Annotated in this window: 24 protein-coding genes and 1 other annotated feature; of the genes, 16 read left to right on the forward strand and 8 right to left on the reverse strand. The window is 36.7% G+C overall.

The annotated features are described in order from the left end of the window. Positions 1 to 54: 54 nt before the first annotated feature. The 3 genes from NSQ59_RS02140 (at position 55) to proS (ending at position 3,334) form a co-directional block, all read left to right on the forward strand. Positions 55 to 960 carry a TIGR01777 family oxidoreductase gene (locus NSQ59_RS02140; protein ID WP_340828870.1) on the forward strand — a complete coding sequence of 302 codons (906 nt, stop codon included), beginning with the start codon at positions 55 to 57 and terminating at the stop codon, positions 958 to 960. Positions 961 to 1,135: 175 nt separating this feature from the next. Next, the gene (locus NSQ59_RS02145) at positions 1,136 to 1,561 is read left to right on the forward strand and encodes a nucleoside 2-deoxyribosyltransferase (RefSeq protein WP_055738038.1); all 426 of its coding nucleotides are present in this window, start codon (positions 1,136 to 1,138) and stop codon (positions 1,559 to 1,561) included. 70 nt (positions 1,562 to 1,631) lie between these two features. Then, positions 1,632 to 1,846: a binding site (T-box leader), on the forward strand. A 90-nt stretch (positions 1,847 to 1,936) separates the two neighbouring features. Further along, positions 1,937 to 3,334: a proline--tRNA ligase gene (gene proS / locus NSQ59_RS02150; RefSeq protein ID WP_055741092.1), complete on the forward strand. Its 1,398-nt coding sequence runs from the start codon at positions 1,937 to 1,939 to the stop codon at positions 3,332 to 3,334. Between the two features lie 66 nt (positions 3,335 to 3,400). Here proS and NSQ59_RS02155 read toward each other — a convergent pair whose 3' ends face one another. The 4 genes from NSQ59_RS02155 to NSQ59_RS02170 form a co-directional block, all read right to left on the reverse strand. After that, a complete protein-coding gene (locus NSQ59_RS02155; protein ID WP_340828872.1) occupies positions 3,401 to 3,646 on the reverse strand; it encodes a C40 family peptidase in 246 nt (81 codons plus the stop codon). Between the two features lie 18 nt (positions 3,647 to 3,664). Further along, a complete protein-coding gene (locus NSQ59_RS02160; protein WP_340828873.1) occupies positions 3,665 to 3,886 on the reverse strand; it encodes a hypothetical protein in 222 nt (73 codons plus the stop codon). Positions 3,887 to 4,021: 135 nt separating this feature from the next. Beyond that, a complete protein-coding gene (locus NSQ59_RS02165) occupies positions 4,022 to 4,426 on the reverse strand; it encodes a DoxX family protein (RefSeq protein ID WP_055738039.1) in 405 nt (134 codons plus the stop codon). Positions 4,427 to 4,591: 165 nt separating this feature from the next. Further along, a complete protein-coding gene (locus NSQ59_RS02170) occupies positions 4,592 to 4,909 on the reverse strand; it encodes a winged helix-turn-helix transcriptional regulator (protein ID WP_055738040.1) in 318 nt (105 codons plus the stop codon). Between the two features lie 172 nt (positions 4,910 to 5,081). On the opposite strand from NSQ59_RS02170, the gene NSQ59_RS02175 reads away from it, so the two are divergent. From NSQ59_RS02175 to NSQ59_RS02200, 6 genes are all read left to right on the forward strand, one after another. Further along, the gene (locus NSQ59_RS02175; RefSeq protein WP_055738041.1) at positions 5,082 to 5,360 is read left to right on the forward strand and encodes a hypothetical protein; all 279 of its coding nucleotides are present in this window, start codon (positions 5,082 to 5,084) and stop codon (positions 5,358 to 5,360) included. 368 nt (positions 5,361 to 5,728) lie between these two features. After that, the gene (locus tag NSQ59_RS02180) at positions 5,729 to 6,037 is read left to right on the forward strand and encodes a PTS sugar transporter subunit IIB (protein WP_055738042.1); all 309 of its coding nucleotides are present in this window, start codon (positions 5,729 to 5,731) and stop codon (positions 6,035 to 6,037) included. Positions 6,038 to 6,060: 23 nt separating this feature from the next. Beyond that, complete coding sequence (gene celB / locus NSQ59_RS02185; RefSeq protein ID WP_340828876.1) at positions 6,061 to 7,356, forward strand: PTS cellobiose transporter subunit IIC; 1,296 nt, start codon at positions 6,061 to 6,063, stop codon at positions 7,354 to 7,356. A gap of 85 nt (positions 7,357 to 7,441) precedes the next feature. Next, entirely contained in the window at positions 7,442 to 7,747 is a 306-nt protein-coding gene (locus NSQ59_RS02190; protein WP_055738044.1) for a PTS lactose/cellobiose transporter subunit IIA, read from the forward strand. 76 nt (positions 7,748 to 7,823) lie between these two features. Next, entirely contained in the window at positions 7,824 to 9,212 is a 1,389-nt protein-coding gene (locus tag NSQ59_RS02195) for a glycoside hydrolase family 1 protein (protein WP_340828879.1), read from the forward strand. 182 nt (positions 9,213 to 9,394) lie between these two features. After that, positions 9,395 to 11,329 (forward strand): BglG family transcription antiterminator, encoded by a 1,935-nt coding sequence (locus NSQ59_RS02200; RefSeq protein ID WP_340828880.1) that lies wholly within the window; start codon positions 9,395 to 9,397, stop codon positions 11,327 to 11,329. Positions 11,330 to 11,434: 105 nt separating this feature from the next. Here NSQ59_RS02200 and NSQ59_RS02205 read toward each other — a convergent pair whose 3' ends face one another. Beyond that, positions 11,435 to 12,022 (reverse strand): TetR/AcrR family transcriptional regulator, encoded by a 588-nt coding sequence (locus NSQ59_RS02205; RefSeq protein ID WP_340828882.1) that lies wholly within the window; start codon positions 12,020 to 12,022, stop codon positions 11,435 to 11,437. Positions 12,023 to 12,277: 255 nt separating this feature from the next. Between NSQ59_RS02205 and NSQ59_RS02210 the strand changes: the two genes are divergently transcribed. The 3 genes from NSQ59_RS02210 (at position 12,278) to NSQ59_RS02220 (ending at position 14,685) form a co-directional block, all read left to right on the forward strand. Further along, positions 12,278 to 13,168: an ABC transporter ATP-binding protein gene (locus NSQ59_RS02210; protein WP_055738048.1), complete on the forward strand. Its 891-nt coding sequence runs from the start codon at positions 12,278 to 12,280 to the stop codon at positions 13,166 to 13,168. After that, complete coding sequence (locus tag NSQ59_RS02215; RefSeq protein WP_055738049.1) at positions 13,165 to 13,974, forward strand: ABC transporter permease subunit; 810 nt, start codon at positions 13,165 to 13,167, stop codon at positions 13,972 to 13,974. The genes NSQ59_RS02210 and NSQ59_RS02215 overlap by 4 nt, the downstream gene beginning before the upstream one ends. 279 nt (positions 13,975 to 14,253) lie before the next feature. Next, positions 14,254 to 14,685: a DinB family protein gene (locus NSQ59_RS02220; RefSeq protein ID WP_055738050.1), complete on the forward strand. Its 432-nt coding sequence runs from the start codon at positions 14,254 to 14,256 to the stop codon at positions 14,683 to 14,685. A 97-nt stretch (positions 14,686 to 14,782) separates the two neighbouring features. Here the strand turns inward: NSQ59_RS02220 and NSQ59_RS02225 are convergent, their stop codons facing one another. Further along, positions 14,783 to 15,466: an LrgB family protein gene (locus NSQ59_RS02225; RefSeq protein ID WP_055738051.1), complete on the reverse strand. Its 684-nt coding sequence runs from the start codon at positions 15,464 to 15,466 to the stop codon at positions 14,783 to 14,785. Next, positions 15,466 to 15,837 carry a CidA/LrgA family holin-like protein gene (locus NSQ59_RS02230; protein WP_340828886.1) on the reverse strand — a complete coding sequence of 124 codons (372 nt, stop codon included), beginning with the start codon at positions 15,835 to 15,837 and terminating at the stop codon, positions 15,466 to 15,468. Before NSQ59_RS02230 ends, NSQ59_RS02225 begins: the two co-directional genes overlap by 1 nt. Positions 15,838 to 15,936: 99 nt before the next feature. Between NSQ59_RS02230 and cidR the strand changes: the two genes are divergently transcribed. The 3 genes from cidR (at position 15,937) to NSQ59_RS02245 (ending at position 18,237) form a co-directional block, all read left to right on the forward strand. Continuing rightward, entirely contained in the window at positions 15,937 to 16,842 is a 906-nt protein-coding gene (gene cidR / locus NSQ59_RS02235; protein WP_055738053.1) for a cidABC operon transcriptional activator CidR, read from the forward strand. Positions 16,843 to 17,053: 211 nt separating this feature from the next. Continuing rightward, positions 17,054 to 17,653: a DedA family protein gene (locus NSQ59_RS02240; protein ID WP_055738054.1), complete on the forward strand. Its 600-nt coding sequence runs from the start codon at positions 17,054 to 17,056 to the stop codon at positions 17,651 to 17,653. A 95-nt stretch (positions 17,654 to 17,748) separates the two neighbouring features. Then, positions 17,749 to 18,237, forward strand: a complete 489-nt coding sequence (locus NSQ59_RS02245; protein WP_055738055.1) for a DinB family protein — start codon at positions 17,749 to 17,751, stop codon at positions 18,235 to 18,237. Positions 18,238 to 18,546: 309 nt separating this feature from the next. Here the strand turns inward: NSQ59_RS02245 and NSQ59_RS02250 are convergent, their stop codons facing one another. Further along, entirely contained in the window at positions 18,547 to 18,987 is a 441-nt protein-coding gene (locus NSQ59_RS02250; protein WP_055738056.1) for a hypothetical protein, read from the reverse strand. Between the two features lie 231 nt (positions 18,988 to 19,218). Here NSQ59_RS02250 and NSQ59_RS02255 point away from each other — a divergent pair, with 231 nt between their 5' ends. After that, a complete protein-coding gene (locus NSQ59_RS02255; RefSeq protein WP_340828887.1) occupies positions 19,219 to 20,802 on the forward strand; it encodes an ABC transporter substrate-binding protein in 1,584 nt (527 codons plus the stop codon). The last annotated feature ends 119 nt before the right edge of the window (positions 20,803 to 20,921 follow it).

The raw sequence follows: 20,921 nt of genomic DNA on the forward strand, positions 1-20,921 counted from the left end.
ATGGATTGTCTGCTTTTATTATTTTTAACAGAAATAAACATTACGAGGTGTCATATGCATATCGTTATTTCAGGCGGAAGCGGGTTTTTAGGAAAAAGACTGCAAATATATCTTATAAATAATGGACATCAGGTGACCATCTTAACAAGAAGCTTAGATGGGCACCAAAAACTAGAAGGTGTAAAAATGGTCGAGTGGATGAATAAAGGCAATCATCCGGAAGCGGAGCTTAAAGGTGTAGACGCCATCATTCATTTAGCGGGTGAATCCATAAGTGGTTCCCGATGGACAAAAGCGAAGAAGGAAAGAATTCTCTCCAGTAGATTAAATACAACAAAAGAAATTTATAGGATTATTGCCAATCTGGAAAAAAAGCCACAGGTTCTCATTAATGCTTCGGCAGTTGGCTATTATGGGATGTCGGAAACGGAAACTTACACAGAAAATAGCCGGAGCGATGCAAATGATTTTTTAGCCAGCGTTGTAAAAGAGTGGGAAAGGGAAGCGGGGAAGGTGAAAGAGTTAAATGTTCGAACGGTTTTCACAAGATTTGGTGTCATTCTTGGAGATGGGGGAGCATTGCCATTAGTGGTCCTACCCTACAAATTAGGTGTTGGTGGTACGATGGGAAACGGAAAACAATGGATTTCCTGGGTACATGTTGATGATGCGGTGCAAATGATCGCTTATGCAATTACTCATCCTAATATTAATAGCCCTATGAATATTACGGCACCTAATCCTGTACGAATGAAGGAATTCGGTCAGACAATTAGTAAGGTTTTAAGTCGCCCGCACTGGCTGCCTGTTCCAAGCGTTGCTATGAAACTTGGGTTGGGTGAAATGAGTGATATGATATTAAAGGGACAGCGTGTTCTACCGGAACTTGCGAGGAAGCATGGCTACACCTTTCAATATTCAAATTTAAATGATGCATTAGAAAATATTCTCGGAAAATAATTTTAAAAGATACCTTTTGAACAGTTCATAATAAACGTATTACGACTTTATTTTAAGACCAAACGAGATAATCCGCTTAAAGTAAATTAGGTTAGAAATAATTCAACTTGGAAAAACAATTATTTATATGTAATTTAAGGTAATATAATCTCAGGGAACTACAGGGGGGCGAAAAGTGAAAAGAGTCTATTTAGCTAGTCCATTTTTTAATGAAAAAGAGATGGAATATTTGGAGCAGGTTGAGGCAATTTTAGCAGAAAAGGGATTGCAAGTGTTCTCACCGTTCCGAAATCCAATTGACAAACAAGTTGAGGTTGGTTCACGTCAATGGTCCATTGAAACATTTATGAAAGACATTAAATATATTAAGTGGTCTGAAATAGTTGTAGGTATCTACCATGGTAACTATTCAGACAGTGGAACAGCCTGGGAACTCGGTTATGCTTTTGCTACTGGGAAGCCTGTAATTTTAATACATGTTGGTGAAAACAGTAATCTAATGGTGCATGAAGGTGCACATGCCAATATTACACTTGAAGAACTGAGAGATTATGACTTTAACCAACTTGCGAGTTCTTTCTATACAGGTGATATGCTTTAAAGTTTATATTGTATAATAAAATTACAACTTGACATTTGCCAAAAAAATGAATATATTAATAAAAAATTATAATGAAACGTTGAAAAGGATTAGTAAAATGTTTTTCGTCTTTTATAGAGAGGAAATCAATTGGTGAAAGATTTCTAAAGACTGCATTTGAACCTGCCTTGGAGTTCTGTATCGATTTAAACTAAGATACATGCGGAAATATCCGTTATCAAGCAAAGTGTACAGCTTCTCTTTAGCTGTAAATAAGGGTGGTACCACCAGGCCTCGGTCCCTTTTTGGACTCGAGGCTTTTTTGCGTTTATATTAAATTCGAAAGGAAGAAATGACGTGGCAAAGGATAAAAAATTTGTTGAAGAAATCACGGCAATGGAAGACGACTTCGCACAATGGTATACAGATGTTGTCAAAAAGGCTGATTTAGTAGATTACTCATCTGTAAGAGGGTCCATGATTATTCGCCCTTACGGATATGCGATTTGGGAAAATATCCAAAGCGTTTTGGACCGTAGAATTAAAGAGACAGGGCATGAGAATGTTTATATGCCATTACTAATTCCTCAGAGCTTGCTTCAAAAAGAAAAAGATCATATTGAAGGATTTGCTCCAGAAGTTGCATTGGTAACACATGGCGGATCAGAAGAATTAGCAGAGCCTCTAGTAGTTCGACCTACTTCCGAAGTTTTATTTGGAGAACATTATGCAAATATTATTCATTCTTACCGTGACCTGCCAAAGCTTTATAATCAATGGGCAAATGTTGTTCGTTGGGAAAAAACAACAAGACCATTCTTGCGCTCGCTAGAATTTTTATGGCAAGAAGGACATACATGTCATGCTACAGAAGAAGAAGCAGCAGAGGAAACTCGCAAAATGCTAGAGGTATATGCAGAGGTTGTAGAAAACTATCTGGCTGTACCGGTATTGAAAGGGCAAAAAACGGAGAAAGAAAAATTTGCTGGTGCAAAGTTTACTTTAACCATTGAAAGCCTAATGCATGATGGAAAAGCACTTCAATCAGGGACATCCCATCATTTAGGAACAGGATTTGCAGAAGCATTTGGCATCCAGTTCACAGATAAAGATGGCAAGCTCCAAACGGTAAATCAAACATCCTGGGGTATTACAACTCGACTAATCGGCGCATTAATCATGGTTCATGGGGATAACCGCGGTCTTGTTGTACCACCAAGAATTGCACCAAAACAAGTAATGATCGTGCCAATCGCACAGCATAAAGAAGGCGTCTTAGATAAGGCATATGAATTGAAAGACCAATTGAGCAAAGTTGCTCGTGTTGATATTGATGCAAGCGATAAAATGCCGGGCTGGAAGTTCAATGAGTATGAAATGAAAGGTATCCCTGTCCGTTTAGAAATTGGACCTAAGGATATTGAAAAAGGTCAAGTTGTATTGGCAAGACGTGATACAAGTGAAAAAATCATTGTACCAATCAATGAACTAGAAACAAAAATTCCAGCGTTGCTTGAAGAAATTCAAAACAATTTATTCGAAAAAGCGAAAAAGCACCGTGAAGAAAAAACATCTATTGCTTACAACATGGATGAATTTAAAACGAATTTAGTTGAAAATCCAGGCTTTATTAAAGCTATGTGGTGTGGAAGCGAAGCGTGCGAAAACTTCATCAAAGAAGAAACTGCTGCAACTTCCCGCTGTATGCCATTCGAACAAGAGCATCTCGCCGATAAATGTGTATGCTGTGGGGAAGAAGCTAAGCACCTTGTTTACTGGGCAAAAGCATACTAAAACAATAATGAAAGGGTGTCAGGCACCAGATTATAATCGTTCTAATCTGGTGCCTGACACCCACTTTTATTTTACAATTCTTTTTGCACCAATAAAGCGAGCTTTCCAATATTTATCAGACATTTTCACTACTTTAACACCTTTAGATGTTGCACCGATGAATTTTCCATCTCCAATGTAGATGGATACGAAGGAAACCTTGCCTTTCTTTTCACCAGTTGCATAGAAAACAAGATCACCTTGTTGTAACTCTTTTAGCTTCACGGGTTTGCCGATTTTATATTGGTCAGCACTGGTGCGTGGAATGACCATTTCTGTTGCTGCATCTTTTTATACAAACTTGGTAAAACCACTTGCATCAAAACCTTTAGGAGTAGTTCCTCCATATTTAAATTTTGCCCCATTATAAAGCTGAGCGACTGCAGTTACTTCTTCCCCGTAATTAATTGACGCAGATGCCTTCGAAAAAGGCACTAGTAACATTGTTGCAGCAAAAATAAAAACGGCTAAGATTACTGCAAGAAGATTAGATTTCTTTATTGTTACCCCCACGAAAAAACCCCCTATTTTTCTGTATATTTTCAAACCCCATTTAATATATGAAAGAACTATCGGGATGATTCTAAAGTTTTAATTTTAAAATAAAAGGACAAAAAACCTCTCTGCAAATTAGAGAGGTTTCAGTCATTAAAATATTAACGCATCAATTGCGTATGTCCCAGGTCCAACTAACGCAACACCAATAGCTACAACGATTAATAATAAATTGTATTCATATCCATTTGGTTTAATCCAGCCATTTGGGCCATGTACCTTTGCGATAGCTACAATCATTGTGAGGGCAATTAAAATAGCTCCAATTGGAGTCAATAAACCAAAAGCAAAAAGCAATCCGCCAACTAGTTCGCCTAAACCAGCAAGAAATGCCATCGTTTTTCCGGGTGTGATTCCAATGGACTCAAAAAAACCGCCTGTACCTGCAAGACCATGGCCGCCAAACCATCCAAATAATTTTTGGGAGCCATGTGCTGCAAAGGATGCACCTAAAATAACTCGAATTAATAGTAAACCTAAACTCGCTAAAGCACTCATCTATATTTTCCTCCTTAAATGTTCAAATTCATTTAACAGTTTTTATTATAGTTACTTACAAATAGTTAGTCAATAACTAAAATATATTAAGTTAATTTATAAAATTAAGAATTCGCAAACATCAGAATCAAAAATAAAAAAAGAACCCTTCAAAAAGGGTTCCACCTATTCAACACATATCCATTTATCCGCCCAATGCTGTACTTCATCTAAGACAGGCATAATAGCATGACCTTTGTCTGTTAAACGATATTCGATCCGAACTGGGGTTTCCGGATAAACCTCCCGAACGACTATATCTTCTGCTTCCAATTCTTTAAGACGGTCTGAAAGCATTTTTTGGCTTATATGTGGAATTTGATCAGCAATTTCATTAAATCTTTTTGGTCTTTCAATGAGCACGCGAATAATTACACCGACCCATCGTTTGCCCAATAACTGAAATGCCTTTTCAAATTTAGGACATAGACTAAATCCTTCCATCCTTGTTACACCTCCTAAAAGGATAATCCATTGATTAAACCTTATTTCCTATTATACACCTTTTTACTGCTTACTAAAAGTAAGTAAGTTTAATTGAACTTTTTTGTGAATTTCTGCATGATTCGTGGAAAAACGGGGTAAATAAAAGAAAATGGACAAGGAGGAAGATATTATGACGAAAATTAGCAGTATCAACAAAGCGGTTCTGGCGGGTATTGGTATAGCAGGGATCTCGTATTTGTCCTCCAAGAATAATCGTCAAAAGGCACGTGTAATGCTTCAAAATGCAAAGGTAAAAGCAGACTCCTGGATTACAAAAATGAAACATAAAAAATCTTCATTAACAAAGGTGGGACATTCAGACCCTTATGATTTTGAAGATCATCAAATGTTAAGTGAAGGTGCAATGTATGGAGTTGATTATTATAATCAGGAAGAACAACAATCATAACTAATGCTAAGAAAATTTGTAGATAAGATGGAAGTTTAAATTCATTTGAGCATCTCGAGTCTGTTTGAGTCAAAAAAGAGTGTTTACAGGTACGGTCTACAAGTATTGATGACAAGAAAAGGACTTCAACTTCAAGGGTTCTCACAGTTTGTGAGAGCTTTTTTTATTTTTCATTTCTCACAATTCAGGAATGAAAAATTGGTCAAGTTGTGATTGAAATATAGGAATGAAGTTCCTTTATGCACGGATTTCCGTTACCTAACGGAAAAACAATATGTGTTATTGTAAACGCTTATATACTACTATAGGACTATCAGATAATTCTTAATTTCAATTATAAATGACTAACTATTTAGGAGGAAATCATCATGAAAAGAATTTTGTTAGCGTGTTCATCCGGTATGTCAACAAGTTTATTAGTATCAAAAATGAAAGAAGCAGCGGCTGAAAAGGGAATTGAAACGGAAATTTGGGCTGTTGCCCAAGACAAAGCTTTTGAGGATATAAAAAAAGCGGATGTCTTATTAATTGGACCACAAATGAGGTTCTTAAAGGGGAAATTTACCAAAGTTGCGGAGGAAGTCGGTATTCCATTGGATGTGATTGATCCTGTCGCATATGGACGTGTAGATGGGGCTGCTGTATTGAATAAGGCTCTTCAGCTAATTGGTAATTAAAACAAAGTTTAGGGGGGAAACAAATGAATAAATTCATGGGAGTATTGGAAAATGTCTTATTGCCTATTGCAGATAAGTTAAATAATAACCGTTATTTATCTGCATTGCGTGACGGATTTATGGTGGCGCTACCTTTAATTATTTTTGGGTCAATCTTTGTCGTTATTGCAAATTTTCCATTCCTTGATAAGGTCATAAGCGCTGATGGCTATGCAAAATATCAGGACGCTTTAGGACCAGCATCTGCGGCAACTCTAAGTATCATGGGACTATTTGTGATTATCGGTATAGGTTATAAATTGACACAATTTTATAAGGTTGATGCAATATATGGCGGTGTTGTTGCGTTAGCATCCTTTCTTATCTTGACACCGCAAGTAGTGGAAAAAGTAACTGGTGTTATTCCAACAGCAAGTCTCGGAGCACAAGGAATGTTCTTAGGAATTTTTACAGCTTTTATTTCAAGTGAACTTTATCGCTTTTTTGTTCAAAAGAATTGGACCATTAAAATGCCTCCAGGTGTCCCTGATGCCGTATCAAGGTCATTTAGTGCATTGATTCCCATTACCTTGACATTAACAATCTTTTTAATAGTACGTATCCTTTTCAGCTATACACCATACGACACGGTTCAGAACTTTATTTACACGATTATTCAACAGCCTTTAACACATTTAGGAAGCGGTTTACCAGCTACGATTGTTGCCGTACTATTAATTCAAATCTTCTGGTTTTTCGGATTGCATGGTCAAATTATTGTCAACTCTGTCTTTGACCCGATTTGGTATGCATTAAATGACGACAACTTAAAGGCTTTCCAAGCAGGTACGGAGCTGCCGCACGTTATTACAAAACAATTTATCGATTCCTTCCTTGTCGGTATGGGCGGATCGGGTATGACATTAGCTGTTGTCTTTTTAATCTTTTTAATTGGGAAAAGCAGACAGGTAAAAGAACTTGGAAAGCTTGGCGGGCCAGCTGGTATATTTAACGTAAATGAACCAATCATCTTTGGTTTGCCAATCATTATGAACCCATTAGTTCTTATTCCTTGGCTTTTAGCTCCGGTTATTGTAACGATTGTTACGTATGTTGCGATGTCAACTGGATTGGTTCCACGTCCAGCTGGTGTGATTGTACCGTGGACGACGCCAGTTGTTTTGAATGGATTTTTAGCCACAGGAAATGCTTGGCAAGGCGGGGTTTTACAGGCTATCAACTTTTTAATAGTAGCAGTGATTTGGTGGCCATTCTTGAAAATATTAGATAAGAATTATTATGAAACGGAAAAATATGAATCTAATTCTAAAGCAAGCTAACGTTTGTTAGCAAAGATGCCCTGTTAGGAATTAAGGGCATCTTTAGATTTTCTGTCAGGACAAACACATTAGAGGAGACTAACATATGGATACGATAACAGAGATTGCATTCCAAATTATCTTATATGCTGGCAACGGTAGATCCAATGCGATGGAGGCAATTCAAGCAGCAAAGGAAGCAAATTTTGAAGAAGCGGATCAATTAATTCAAGCTGCAAGTACAGAACTTGGAAAGGCCCATGGCTATCAAACAAAGTTGCTTCAGGAAGAGGCAAGCGGTGAAGGTGCTGCTGTGAACGTTATTCTTGTTCATTCACAGGACCATTTAATGACTGCGATGACAGTGAGAGATTTAGCGATTGAAATTATTGAAATCTATCGAAATAAATAAACCAACCGTACAGTAAATATGAAGTCATAAATCTATGAAGCTAATTTCCTTAGATTCATGCATCGGAGGGTACAGTATGTCTAATAAATATATTTTCCCAGAAGGATTTTGGTGGGGAAGCGCAACGTCAGCAACACAAATAGAGGGGGCCGCACATGAAGGCGGTAAGGGCGAAAATATTTGGGATCACTGGTATCAACAAGAACCAGATCGCTTTTTTGAAAATATTGGTCCTGAAGCAACATCGGATTTCTATCATCGTTATAAGGAAGATATTCAATTAATGAAGGAAATCGGGCATAACACTTTTCGTATGTCGATTTCTTGGTCACGATTAATTCCTGGAGGACGTGGTGAAGTAAATCAACAAGCAGTTGACTTTTATAATCATGTGATTGATGAACTGATAGCAAACGATATCGAACCATTTATAAACCTTTTCCATTTTGATATGCCGCTGGAATTACAAAATGAAGGTGGCTGGGAAAGCAGAGAGGTTGTCGATGCATATCAATATTACGCAAAAATTGCATTCGAGCTATTTGGGGATCGTGTAAAGAAGTGGTTTACCTTCAATGAACCGATTGTACCAGTGGAAGGTGGTTATCTATATGATTTCCATTATCCGAATGTAGTAGATGGAAAGCGTGCAGCACAGGTTGCTTATAACACGATGGTTGCTCATGCCAAAGCAGTTGCAGCTTTCCGTGAATGTAACATGAAAGATGGAAAGATTGGAATTATTTTAAATCTAACCCCATCCTATCCGAGAAGCCAGCATCCTGCAGACTTAAAGGCATCACGGATTGCGGATTTATTCTTTAATCGAAGCTTCCTTGATCCAGCTGTTTTGGGTGAATACCCAGAGGAATTGATACAAATTTTGCAGGAATATGATCAACTTCCAATCACTGAAAATGGTGACAAAGAGCTGCTAAAAGCCGGAAAGGTCGATATTTTAGGAGTGAATTATTATCAGCCGCGCCGAGTAAAGGCGAAGGATCATTTACCAAATACAGAGGGTCCGTTCATGCCTGAATGGTTCTTTGATCTATATGAAATGCCTGGCCGAAAGATGAATCCATATCGTGGTTGGGAAATTTACGAAAAGGGCATCTATGACATAATGATCAATCTGAAAAAGAATTACGGGAACATCGAATCCTTTATCTCTGAAAATGGTATGGGTGTACAGAATGAGGAAAGATTTGCAGAAAATGGAGAAATCCAAGATGATTATCGAATTGATTTTATTCGTGAGCATTTAAAATGGCTGCATAAAGCGATTGAAGAGGGCTGCAATGCAAAGGGATATCATCTGTGGACATTCATGGATAATTGGTCATGGATGAATGCTTATAAAAATCGCTACGGTTTTATCTCTGTTGATCTTCATACACAAAAACGCACGCTGAAGAAAAGTGCGTATTGGATAAAGGAAGTATCCGAAAATAATGGTTTTTAGGATCTAAGAAGGTTGAAAAATACCATGAAGTAAAATGTCTGAAAGGTTCTGGTTCATAAAGAACTGGAACCTTCATCTTGAATTATTTATTCAAAGAAACACAAAAGAGAGGAAAATAGAAGAAATTTTCTTATGTTTATGGCATGCTAATAAATAAGAGAATGATCTAAGGAGAATTCATCATGCTTAACGATAGAATGCGCATGATCTTACGTGAATTAATGACAGTAAACGGGCTTGCAACGGGTGCATACTTAGCAAATGTAAATCAGGTTACATCCCGAACTACTAGAGAGGATATTAAAAATCTTGATTCCATCCTGGCTGATCATGGTGCAAGAATTCATTCATTCAGAGGAAAAGGATATAAACTAGAGATACTGGATAATCAAAAGTTTGTAAAGTATTTACAAGCGAATATTGGAGAAAAGGCAACATACGATAAAGATATTCCTACATCACCTGAGGAACGGATTTCGTATATTATTAAACGATTATTATTAAGTGAGACATTTTTGAAATTGGAAGATTTAGCGGATGAAATGTATATTAGCAAATCGACTATTCAAAATGATTTAAAGGATGTAAAGCAAAGATTAGAAAAGTATGATATTCATATAGAATCACGCCCAAATTATGGGGTGAAGGCGGTTGGAAATGAACTGAAACTGCGATTTTGTATTGCAGAATATTTATTTGATCGGAATAGTCGGAGCACCGAATTGATATCAGATTTTAGTTTTTCTCCATTACCAAAAGAAGATTTGGATAAGATTCAAGAAATCATTATGCGTCAAATTAAGGAGACAAACATAACTTTATCAGATGTCGCTCTTAATAATCTTCTTATCCATATTGGAATTGCTTATGAACGGATTAAAACTGGAAATCATGTAACATTGTTTAAGTCAGAAATGAAAGAAATAATGCGACAAAGTGAATATAAGGTGGCAAAAAGAATTGTCGACGAGGTTGAGGTCGCATTCCAAGTAACTTTTCCTCAAGATGAGACCGCTTACATTGCGATTCATTTGTTGGGTACAAAAATATTAAATCAATCTAGTGTCGGTGAAAAAGTCGTCGAGCAGGTGATGGATGAAAAAATTATTGAAATGATTATGTTTGCTCTAGACAAAATAAAAATAGAACTCAACCTAGATTTGAAAAATGATAAAGAGTTGATCATCGCCTTAAGTCTTCACTTAAAACCAGCAATAAATCGTTATAAATTTGGAATGAATATTCGAAATCCAATGTTAGAAGCGATAAAGAAGAATTACCCACTTGCATTTGAAGCAGGGATTGTTGCCGGCCTGGCAATTGAGAAGCAAACAGGGACAAAAATGAATGAAAATGAGGTTGGGTATCTTGCGCTTCATCTTGGTGCAGCGATCGAAAGGCAAAAACTGAAATCAGGCCCTAAACGCTGTATCATTGTCTGTGCTTCAGGACTTGGAACAGCACAGTTGATTTATTATAAATTAAGAAAACAATTCGGAGAAATACTCGACGTTGTCGGTACAACCGAATATTATAATTTAAAGCAGTATAATTTAAGTGATATCGATTTTATTGTTAGCTCCATTCCGATTCAAGCAGAATTACCTGTTCCGGTTGTAGAAATCAATGCGATTTTAGGCGAAAATGATTTAGTGAAGATTGAAAAACTATTGGCTGATCAGACATCAGAGGTGGAGCAGTATTTTAGACCTGAACTCATGTTTCTTGGTGAAGATTTCACTTCGAAAGAAGCTGTTTTAGAATTTTTACAAGAGAAATTAGTGGAAATGGAGTTAGTGGAGCCAACCTTTCTGGAGGCCGTTTATGAACGGGAAAAGGTAGCACCAACGGCCTTTGGTAATTTAGTTGCCCTCCCCCATCCGATTACGCCAAAGTCATATCAGACATTTTTAACCATCTGTACTTTGAAAAAACCGATTCAATGGAATGAAAAGTTAGTCCAATTTATTTGTATCATCAATGTGAAGAAAAATAGCCAGGAGGATTTGCAATCGATGTATGAATTGCTCGGAAAAATTATTGATAGCAGTTCCATCGTGCAAAAATTAATCAAGGCAAAAGACTATCATGAGTTTATGAGAATACTAGTTGGGTAGAATTAATGGGCATCCAAAAAAATGGATGGCCATTTTTAATATAGTGGTTAATGTATTAATTTGTTCAACTTTTTCTTCATCATATCGTTACAATATAATCTCATTTCAATCTTCTCTTGGTTTGCCAATCAACCCATAAAAGAAAAGGTCCCCTAAATCAATAATGGATTGCTTGTTTTGATTAGCAATTAACTCTGGATGCTGAATCGCTTCCGTGAAGATCTGGAAATAAAGGATAATGGATTCAATGGATATTTGCGGATTGATATAGCCGCTTTGTCTTCCTTGTTCAATCAACTCCATCATCGCGGGCATCGCTTTCTTATATGTCCAATCCTCAATAACTTTTTGGATCGCTGGGTCGGTTATGGATTTAAGAAAATCGGTCGAAATGGATTTTGTCAGCTCCATCCGATCAAACAGAACCTTTTCCACCTTTTTTGGGAAGGGAATATCCATATGAAATATTTTTTCGAATTTTTCCATCTCTGTATTAAAAAATTCCTCTATAACCGCTTTAGTCAGTTCCTCTTTACTTCCGAAGTAATTATAAATTGATACCGGAGAAACATTCGCTTTTTTAGCAATCTCGGCAATGCTCACTTTTTCCACTCCGTATGTACTGAAAAGTTCAAATGCCGCTTTTCTTATACTCTCTTTTTTCTTCTCCGTTCTGCGTTGATATCCGTCCATTTCTTTCACCTCAAATTAAGATTACTATATATTTTGTAATGAAACAATAAAATTTATTCAAAACATATTGATTTTCAATTAGTGGTGATTTATTATGAAACCAATGAATAAATATTATTCAAAACATAAAAGAAAGGTGTAAGTCGCTAGCCGATAGGAGCTGGTGAAATTTGAAGTGCCAATTTCACTTGGAGCTAGACAATTCTAAAATGGTTCACTACAAATTCTGATATTTTATAAAAAGGGGAGCTAATGATGGGAATTCAAATTAACCAATTAACGAAAGTGTTCCCAAATGGTAAGGGCATTTTTGATTTGTCCTTTGAGGTGAAGCAAGGAGAAGTATTTGGATATTTAGGACCAAACGGTGCGGGGAAATCAACTACCATCCGTCATTTAATGGGATTTATGAAGCCAAAAGCAGGCTTTGCTAAAATAAATGGCCTGGATTGTTGGAGTAACAGCGCTGAAATTCAAAAGCATGTTGGCTATTTACCGGGTGAAATCGCCTTTTTAGATAATATGAATGGACTTCAATTCCTTGATTTACTTGGGGGAATGCGAGGAATGAAGGATCTCACAAAACGGGAAGAGCTCATTGAACGATTCCAGTTTGATGTGAAAACACCAATTCGTAAAATGTCAAAAGGGATGAAACAGAAGGTAGGAATTGTGGCAGCATTCATGCATGATCCGGAAATACTAATCCTTGATGAACCGACATCCGGATTGGACCCATTGATGCAAAGCTTATTTATAGATTTAATCCTAGAAGAAAAATCGAAAGGCAAAACGATTTTAATGTCATCCCATATCTTTCAGGAGATCGATCGCACCTGTGACAGAGTAGGCATTATTAAGGATGGCAGATTAGTAGCGGTAGAAAATGTTCAGCATCTTCAATCGATTCAACGGAAAGTGTTCGATATTACCGTTCAAAAGAAAGAGGATCTGGAAATAGTAAAGCAATCCGGGCTTGAAGTCCTTTCAGAGAACGGGCTACGAGTAAAAGTTGCCGTGCAAGGAGACTACAATCATTTTGTCAAAGTATTAGCAGAATGCGAGATTAATAATTTAGATATCCATGCACAGTCACTAGAAGAGATTTTTATGCATTTCTATGACAGGGAGGAAAAAGCAATATGAATGCCTCACTTTTTTTATCAACCTTAAAAACAAATGGAAAAACACTTTTTAGCTATGCAATTGGATCTGCTTTTTATGTTTTGTTAATTATGCTTATATATCCATCCTTTGCTAAATCAAATGCCATGGATGTTGTACTCAAACAAATGCCGCAAAAATATTTAAGTGCCTTCGGATTTGACGGCGGGATGCCTAAGGATCTTAGCGGATTTTTAGCTGGGGAGTTTTATGGTTTGTTGTTTATTCTAATTTTGATGATTTATAGTGTCATCCTTTCCTCACAATTAATGGTTCGCTTAGTGGATCGGGGCTCAATGGCATATTTGCTTTCAACCTCTGTCTCAAGGACCAAAATTGCTATTAGTCAAGCAGCCATTTTAATTTTTGGCCTATTGCTGATAACGATTATTACGATAGCAACGGTTCTAATTGGATCGGATATGATTATTAAAAATAATGATCTTCACGTATCCAATTTTATACAGATGAATGTAGTTGGGTTCCTGCTTTTCTTTGTGATTAGCGGATACTCTTTTTTCTTTTCCTGTGTTTTTAACGATGAGAAACGTGCACTGGCGGTATCTGGAGGTCTTTCTGTTATTTTCTTTGCCATCAATTTAGTAGCGAAGATGAGCACCGATTTTGATTGGTTAAAATATCTTACCGTTTTTTCAACGTTTAATCCTTCTGATATTGCAAAAGGCACGGTTGATATTCTGCCAATATCACTCGGATTAGGATTTTCGGGTCTTGTTTTGTACACTATAGCGATCCTTATTTTTTCAAAAAGGGATCTTCCTTTATAAAATCCCACAAGGAAAAAATCGATACTCCGGCGAAATAATAAGGAATAAACAAATGCGAAAGCGTCTTGCTCATCGGCGTACGGATTTCGGAGTCTTCGACTGAGATAAAGGAAACACAGTGAGGTAGTTCACGAGCTGATGTTGACTTATCGTAGGGAGGAGACGTAGAAATCCGCTAGCCGATAGGCGCTGGAGCTAGACGTGTACCATTTTTTTAGGTCATTTACTGGTATTAAATTTTATCATTTCCTTTATAACGAAAAAAGTGGGGTGTGACAGATGGGAACATTAAAAGCATGGATGGATTATCTTAACAGTATCAATGGAAAGGAACATGATAGCTTTTTTAAGCCATATAAAGAAGGGAAATGGTCGAAAGCGGCCATTATTTCGCACATGATGTTTTGGGATCGCTTCTTTTATGAGGAACGACTGCCCCATATGTTAAAAGGGGAAACCTTAGTGGGAATCACTGCTGAGCAAGTGGAAGAAATGAACAAGAAGGCAGAAGAGTATGCTCATTCCGGAATAACCCTTCAAGAGATCATTGATGAGGCCTTGAAATATCGGCAAATGTTATTAGACAAACTGCAGGATGAAGATTTATCCAGGACGTTTACGATAAAGGATCGTAAAATATCACTCCAAGAATATGTAAATGGTGAAATAGAGCATGACGAGCATCATTTGAAGCAATTAAAGGCGAAATAAGACCCTGACCATCCAGACAAAGGCTAAACTTGTGAAGTAATTTATGTGCTGCAAAAATTCTTATAACATAACAAAAGGGCTCTTGATAGGAGCCCTTTTATAATTGAAATACGTAGTTAATAAGGAATGGCGAAATAAAAAACGACATCAACGCCGCTAAGATCATCGAAACACTTGAAATAGCACCTGCTGAATTGCTAATTTCTAAAGCCTTTGATGTCCCTGCCCCATGAGAGCTTGTTCCTAATAATACTCCATGGGCAACATCACTTTTGAATCTAAATAGACGGATGATAATAGGTCCGAGTATCATCCCTGTAACCCCGGTTATAATCACAAAGATGGCGGTTACTGTTGGAATCCCGCCAATTTTGGACGAAACCCCCATGGCAATCGGAGTTGTAATAGAATATGGAATAATACTGTGAATCAACGACTTATTTAAATGTAAAAAGCCAGCCATGAAGGCGGAAGCAATAACTGAAATTAATGAACCTGTTAATACACTTAAAAGAATTTCGCTAAAATGTTTTTTGAGCACAGGATAAAATTTGTAAAGCGGGATGGCAAAAGCAATGGTTGCCGGCTTTAAAAGATCTGTTAACCATTTGCCGCCGCCTTGATAGTTACTATAGGAAACATTGCATAATAATAAAATAGTAACAATAAGAATTGGTGCAATCAGAAGCGGAGTTAAGTATATTTTCCTCATATACTGATAGCACCACTTCGCTCCCCAATAGATTCCGATTGTTAAAAGCAAGCATAATAGACCGACCATTATATATGTTTCTCTTCCTTTCGATGCATGATTTTTTCTGCAATGAATCCGGAGCATGTCATTACTAATGCAGAACTTAATATGATAATCATCAAGATTTTAATGCCATTATCCAAGAGCATGCTTTTGTATTGAATCACCCCGACTGCAGAAGGAATAAAAAAAAGAAGAAATTCAGCGAGCAGCCAGTTTCCTCCTATCTCAATCCATTTCAGTTTCACCATGTTTGTTTTTAACAAAATAAACAAAATGATAATGCCGATGATAGTGCCAGGTATTCCGATATGAAGCAAGTTGGAAAGCTTGTCCATTATATAAGAAAAAGCAACTAAAATTGCTACTTGTATAAAACCTTTACTAAAATTCATCATGTGTTCTTCACCCCATCCAAAGTGTACAGCAGCTTTAACAATAGGTAAAATGAATATATAGAATGATGACCATTCCTTTAGGTTATAGGAGCGATAGAAATGGATATTCAGCATTTACAGTATTTTGTAGCAGTTGCAACCCAAGGTAATTTTACAAAAGCTGCCCAGCAGCTCTATGTGACTCAGCCGACGATTAGTAAAATGGTCAAAAGTATCGAAGAAGAATTGGGAGTTACATTATTTGATCGATCCGGTAAACAAGTCAAGCTCACGGATGCAGGAAAAATATTGCTCGGACAAGCCCAGAATATTATAAAATCCTTTGAAAATCTGTCCTCTGAGCTAGATGATTTAGTAGAGTTGAAAACAGGCAGCATTCAAATTGGACTTCCACCGATGACTGGTTCGCGATTTTTCCCCAGAGTAATTCAGGAGTTTCATAAGCAATATCCACGAATTACAGTGCATCTTTTTGAAGACGGAGCTAAAAAGATTGAATCAGATGTTGGTAATGGAATACTCGATCTTGGTGTTGTTGTATTGCCAACGAAGAATGATATTTTCCACACTTTTTCGTTTGTAAAGGAACAATTAATGCTATTAACTCATCCGACAAACCCTTTAAGTAAAAGAGAAGTGGCACTTTTGAAGGATCTGGAACACGAGGATTTTATCCTTTTTCGAAAGGATTTTGCCCTTCATGATCGAATTATAACGGAATGTGTTCGAACAGGATTTCAGCCGCATATCATATATGAGAGCTCTCAATGGGATTTTATCAGCGAAATGGTTGCAGCAAATCTCGGCATTGCACTTTTGCCAGAGACGGTTTGCAGACACTTGGATCAAAATCGTGTTTCCATCATACCTTTAAAGGATCCGGTTATTCCATGGGAACTCGGGATTATCTGGAGGAAAGATAGATATTTATCTTTTGCTGCCAGGGAGTGGCTGCGGTTTACGAAGGAATTTATGGAAAGGGAAAGGAATCAATACAAAGCATAGCCAAAGTTCTGTAATTACGGTGACACAGCTTGTCCACATTTGTAAACTTTTATTCCTTTCCACGCTTGGGTTATACTATACATAGTGGGATATAGAATAAATTCGAAAGTCTGAGCATATAGGCTCAGGCTATCATTTTGTGTATTAAAATGAACTTTAGAATATAAAAGAAAGTCTATTAACTTGAAAAGCAATATAATGGAGGCACAAAATGGGAGATATAGTACACTCTTTATTACAGGCTTTTGCTGGTCTTGGATATGTAGGAATAATACTAGGCTTGGCTATTGAAATTATACCAAGTGAAATTGTACTTGCCTTTGCTGGTTATCTTGTTTCGCAAGGAAACGTCAGTTTTATTGGGGCAGTTATAGCTGGTGTTATTGGGGGAACGATTGCTCAAATGATTATTTATTGGATTGGTGCTTATGGCGGCCGACCATTTCTTAAGAAATTTGGCAAATACATTTTCATTCATGAACATCATATTGAATTAGCGGAAAAGTGGTTTGATAAATATGGGTCCGGTGTTGTTTTCACAGCACGTTTTGTTCCAGTTGTAAGACATGCCATTTCAATTCCTGCAGGTATAACGAAAATGTCGTTCGGGAAATTTACTTTATATACAGGACTTGCTGCTATCCCTTGGTCTATTTTATTCATCTATTTAGGCCATAAGCTCGCTTCAAACTGGGAGCAAGTAAATGAGCTCGCAAAACCGTATGTGCAGCCAGTCATGATTATTGCTGTAATTGTAATTGTTCTATATGTTGTTTTAACCATTTTCCGAAAAAGAAAGAAAACCGTATAAATATGTTTTGCCCAACCGAAATGGTTGGGTTTTCTGTTTATGAAGGAATTTGCATTTCTTTCGCGAAATTGTATTTGAAAAGGAGGTTTTAAAAAATGAGTGTAAGTAAAATGAAAGAGGTACTGTTTTCTGAGTGGGATGTTGCTGTTCGTACAATAAGCAATTTATTATCTAAGGTTCAGGAAAAAGATTGGGATTATCGCCCGCGTGAAAACATGAGAACATTGCTGGAGCTTGCCAATCACCTTGTCCAGATTCCTGTTGTCGATTTGGCCATTTGGCAAGAGAAAAATGAGCAGGAAATACGTCATTTAGAAAATAAATTGCAGGCTGGGAATGCTTCAGAACTGATTGAGGTTTTAAAAAAGGGATACCAAGATTTCAAAGCATATTATGAATCACTTTCCGAAACGGATTTCCTTGAAAAAAAATCAAAGCCTTTTTATTTTGGAGCTGAAATGGAAGGACATACTCAGGCAAAGTGGCTGACGGAAAGTACAACACATATTTTTCATCATCGTGGCCAGTTTTTTAACTATTTGAAGGAATTAGGTTATGAGGTTAATATGTTTGATTTATATTAATAAAGGGGAGCGTATGGATGGTTACTGAAATTCATGCGCTTTTTTGTTTAGCGGACACAGAATCCGTTATTCTCATAAAAAATGCTGTTTTCTAGGTGTTTGCGGACACAGAATCCGTTATTTGCCAAAAATTATGGGGAAATGATCGTTTTTAGCTAAATAACGGAACGTATGTCCGGTAAAAACGTAAAAACACCTGTTTTGACTTACTTAACGGAACGTATGTCCGCTTAATTACCAACTTTGTGTTTCTTTTGTAGTGCCTGCTTCCTCTGCTTCTCCAAAAAACGTTCGCTGAAGCTGCGGCGCTTATCGTGATAACTCAATTCGGATTAATTGACGCCCATTATTTTCTGTAGTCAGGCGTTTGATTCTCCAATTTTGTGTAATCATCCCTTCAAGCTCAACAACTTGATTAGGTTTCAATTTTACTTGATCAAAATAGGTATCGCCAAATTCGAAGTCCTTCCCCTCTTCAAGTCCATATCTATGTATCATGAAATGCTTTAAGCCATTTCGTGTAACAAACTTGAATTTATACCCAGCTTGTACAGCCTCTTTAAATTCTTCCCAATGTTCTTCAGCAAATTGAAAAAGCATTTCCCAGTCTTCATCATCCTGATTCAGAGATTTTAAGGCATGAAAATCCTTGGACTTACATATTTCTAGTATACGATCATTCGATAAACCACCCGAACGAGCTATTTCTAATTGAAGACCGATCGGCATGGATAATTGAACTGTAGACATTTGTATTCCTCCTAGTAATCTTTAAATTCATTATAGCAGAATTATTCATGTAATTCCGACTTCTGTAATGTGAAAGGAAAAGATTGAATTCGTTATCATAATATCGTATATTTATAGTCTGTAAAACATATAGATTTAATCGGAATTAAAAGTCGTACATAAAATATCTGTTTATTCCGTTATTTAATACTTGGTTTTACAAAGAAAAAACCAACTTAGGGGGAACAAGTGATGAGAAAGCAAATTGGTTTATTTGCTGCAATATTGCTAAGTTTTGTCTTGGTTTTATCGGGATGTTCATCTAATTCCAGCAGTACATCCAGTGATAAAACGAATGGATCGGGAAGCAAATCAAATACTTTTATCTATGGAATTAGTGGAGATCCGGGTAATTCTGTAAACGTTATTACAACAGGTGATCGTTTTGGACTTATGGAAATTAAAGCGATCTATTCACCTTTATATATGTATAACGGAAAAGATGATGTGAAGTACTTTTTAGCAACAAGTATGACACCGTCTAAAGATTTCAAAACGTACACAGCAAAATTAAGAAAAGATGTTAAATGGTCAGATGGTAAGCCATTTACAGCAGATGATGTTGTATTTACTTACGATCAAATGTTAAAAGAATCAAACGGTGGTTGGGCAAGAAGCATGCTTATCTTTAACAACAAACCGGTTAAAGTTGTCAAAGTAGACGATTATACAGTGAAGTTTGAGCTTCCGGAAGTAAGTATGGGGGCAATGGAATCACTTGGAAATACCTTTATCATGCCAAAGCATATTTATGAAGGAGAAAAAGATATTGCCAATAGTTCTAAAAATGCAACTCCAGTAGGAACAGGCCCTTATAAGCTTGTGCAATATAAAGCTGGTGAGAGTGTTACTTTTGAGAAAAATAAAGATTATTTCTTAGGTGCTCCAAAAATTGATAAAGTTGTATTCCGTATTATTGAAGATGCGAATACTGCTAACATATCACTGCAAAGCGGAGAAATTAACGCTTTAATTATCCAGCCTTCAGATGTTGCAAAGTTTAAAAATGATTCTAAGGTTACCCTTAAACCATATGATGAAGGCCGCATCGGTTACATGGCCTTTAATTTAAGCTCGAAAGCCGTACAATCGAAAGAAGTACGTCAGGCGATTGCTTACGCATTAAATCGCGATGAAATTATTAAAGCAAGCTATCTATCTAATGATTATGCAGAGCCGGCATATACTTTCTTACCAAGAAAGGCGACTTACTACACAGAAAATGTCGATAAACATGACTTCAATGTCAACAAGTCAAAAGAACTTCTTAAGAAAGCTGGAGTAGAGGGATTATCTCTTAAACTAGCTTATATTGGAAGCGATCCTATTCAACAAAAGCAAGCAGCTGTTATGCAGCAAGACCTTAAAGCAGTTGGTATCGACTTGAAATTAGTTGGAATGGATGCAAATGCATTAAGCCAAAAGCTAGAGAAAGTACAAACAGATTTTGACATGTATTTAAACGGATTTATTATGGGGATTGATCCTGATACTTTTAACTCCTTATTTGTAACAGGAAGTCCAAGCAACTATATGCACTATAGTAATCCGGAAGTGGATGATTTATTCAATAAAGGCAGAGTAGAAACAAATGATGCGAAACGTCAAGCAATCTATGAAAAGATTCAAAAATTAATCATTGATGACGCAGCATTCTATCCGATTACAGAAAACAAACGGATTTTAGCCATTGATTCAAATATTACTGGAATTGATCAAGCAGGACTTGTTCCGGTGTATACATTTGAGGATATGTCAAAACTTTCTTTTAAATAATTTTATGTAAATAAAGATAAACGGCTCTAGCGCTGTTTATCTTTATTTTTAGGATAGGCTCTTTCATCCACTTTGTTATAAGCTATGGTTCGATTTCCGAAACATTGTCCGGGGGCACT

Source organism: Margalitia sp. FSL K6-0131 (genome assembly GCF_038008735.1).
In the GTDB taxonomy this organism is placed as follows: Bacteria; Bacillota; Bacilli; order Bacillales; family Bacillaceae_C; genus Margalitia; species Margalitia shackletonii.

Excerpts from the sequence above, each read along its gene's own strand:
- NSQ59_RS02205 (WP_340828882.1), bottom strand. The coding sequence starts at position 12,022 with ATGGACGGATATCAACGCAGAACGGAGAAGAAAAAAGAGAGTATAAGA.
- NSQ59_RS02195 (WP_340828879.1), top strand. The coding sequence starts at position 7,824 with ATGTCTAATAAATATATTTTCCCAGAAGGATTTTGGTGGGGAAGCGCA.
- NSQ59_RS02225 (WP_055738051.1), bottom strand. The coding sequence starts at position 15,466 with ATGGTCGGTCTATTATGCTTGCTTTTAACAATCGGAATCTATTGGGGA.
- celB (WP_340828876.1), top strand. The coding sequence starts at position 6,061 with ATGAATAAATTCATGGGAGTATTGGAAAATGTCTTATTGCCTATTGCA.
- NSQ59_RS02255 (WP_340828887.1), top strand. The coding sequence starts at position 19,219 with ATGAGAAAGCAAATTGGTTTATTTGCTGCAATATTGCTAAGTTTTGTC.
- NSQ59_RS02155 (WP_340828872.1), bottom strand. The coding sequence starts at position 3,646 with ATGGTCATTCCACGCACCAGTGCTGACCAATATAAAATCGGCAAACCC.
- NSQ59_RS02215 (WP_055738049.1), top strand. The coding sequence starts at position 13,165 with ATGAATGCCTCACTTTTTTTATCAACCTTAAAAACAAATGGAAAAACA.
- NSQ59_RS02245 (WP_055738055.1), top strand. The coding sequence starts at position 17,749 with ATGAGTGTAAGTAAAATGAAAGAGGTACTGTTTTCTGAGTGGGATGTT.
- cidR (WP_055738053.1), top strand. The coding sequence starts at position 15,937 with ATGGATATTCAGCATTTACAGTATTTTGTAGCAGTTGCAACCCAAGGT.
- NSQ59_RS02250 (WP_055738056.1), bottom strand. The coding sequence starts at position 18,987 with ATGTCTACAGTTCAATTATCCATGCCGATCGGTCTTCAATTAGAAATA.
- NSQ59_RS02175 (WP_055738041.1), top strand. The coding sequence starts at position 5,082 with ATGACGAAAATTAGCAGTATCAACAAAGCGGTTCTGGCGGGTATTGGT.
- NSQ59_RS02165 (WP_055738039.1), bottom strand. The coding sequence starts at position 4,426 with ATGAGTGCTTTAGCGAGTTTAGGTTTACTATTAATTCGAGTTATTTTA.
- NSQ59_RS02200 (WP_340828880.1), top strand. The coding sequence starts at position 9,395 with ATGCTTAACGATAGAATGCGCATGATCTTACGTGAATTAATGACAGTA.
- NSQ59_RS02210 (WP_055738048.1), top strand. The coding sequence starts at position 12,278 with ATGGGAATTCAAATTAACCAATTAACGAAAGTGTTCCCAAATGGTAAG.
- NSQ59_RS02170 (WP_055738040.1), bottom strand. The coding sequence starts at position 4,909 with ATGGAAGGATTTAGTCTATGTCCTAAATTTGAAAAGGCATTTCAGTTA.
- NSQ59_RS02190 (WP_055738044.1), top strand. The coding sequence starts at position 7,442 with ATGGATACGATAACAGAGATTGCATTCCAAATTATCTTATATGCTGGC.
- NSQ59_RS02180 (WP_055738042.1), top strand. The coding sequence starts at position 5,729 with ATGAAAAGAATTTTGTTAGCGTGTTCATCCGGTATGTCAACAAGTTTA.
- NSQ59_RS02220 (WP_055738050.1), top strand. The coding sequence starts at position 14,254 with ATGGGAACATTAAAAGCATGGATGGATTATCTTAACAGTATCAATGGA.
- NSQ59_RS02240 (WP_055738054.1), top strand. The coding sequence starts at position 17,054 with ATGGGAGATATAGTACACTCTTTATTACAGGCTTTTGCTGGTCTTGGA.
- NSQ59_RS02140 (WP_340828870.1), top strand. The coding sequence starts at position 55 with ATGCATATCGTTATTTCAGGCGGAAGCGGGTTTTTAGGAAAAAGACTG.
- NSQ59_RS02230 (WP_340828886.1), bottom strand. The coding sequence starts at position 15,837 with ATGATGAATTTTAGTAAAGGTTTTATACAAGTAGCAATTTTAGTTGCT.
- proS (WP_055741092.1), top strand. The coding sequence starts at position 1,937 with ATGGAAGACGACTTCGCACAATGGTATACAGATGTTGTCAAAAAGGCT.